At 60.2% G+C, this 251-nt stretch carries 1 protein-coding gene; it reads left to right on the top strand.

Translation table 11 applies throughout. The annotated features are described in order from the left end of the window. On the top strand, positions 1-251 hold a 251-nt coding region (locus TW77_RS25485), incomplete at both ends, for an Ig-like domain-containing protein (protein ID WP_046007443.1).

Raw genomic sequence — 251 nt, 5'->3', positions numbered from 1 at the left:
ACCGTGACCATCACGGACAATAACAGCTCGGTAAGTCGCACTGTGACCGCCGATAACTCCGGTAACTGGACGCTCAGTGGCAGTGAGCTGGATGTCAGCGGCCTGAACAATGGCACCTTGACGGTGTCGGCGACGCAAGCGGATACGGCGGGCAACACGTCCACCGCAGCCACGCAAACCATTACCCTGGACAATGCCGCGCCGTCTGCGGTGACCATCACCACGCCGATAGAAACCGACGGACTGGTCAA

Origin of the sequence: Pseudoalteromonas rubra, assembly GCF_000967655.1 — a bacterium.
GTDB lineage: Bacteria > Pseudomonadota > Gammaproteobacteria > Enterobacterales > Alteromonadaceae > Pseudoalteromonas > Pseudoalteromonas rubra_A.
This window is presented reverse-complemented; position numbering and strand designations above follow the sequence as displayed.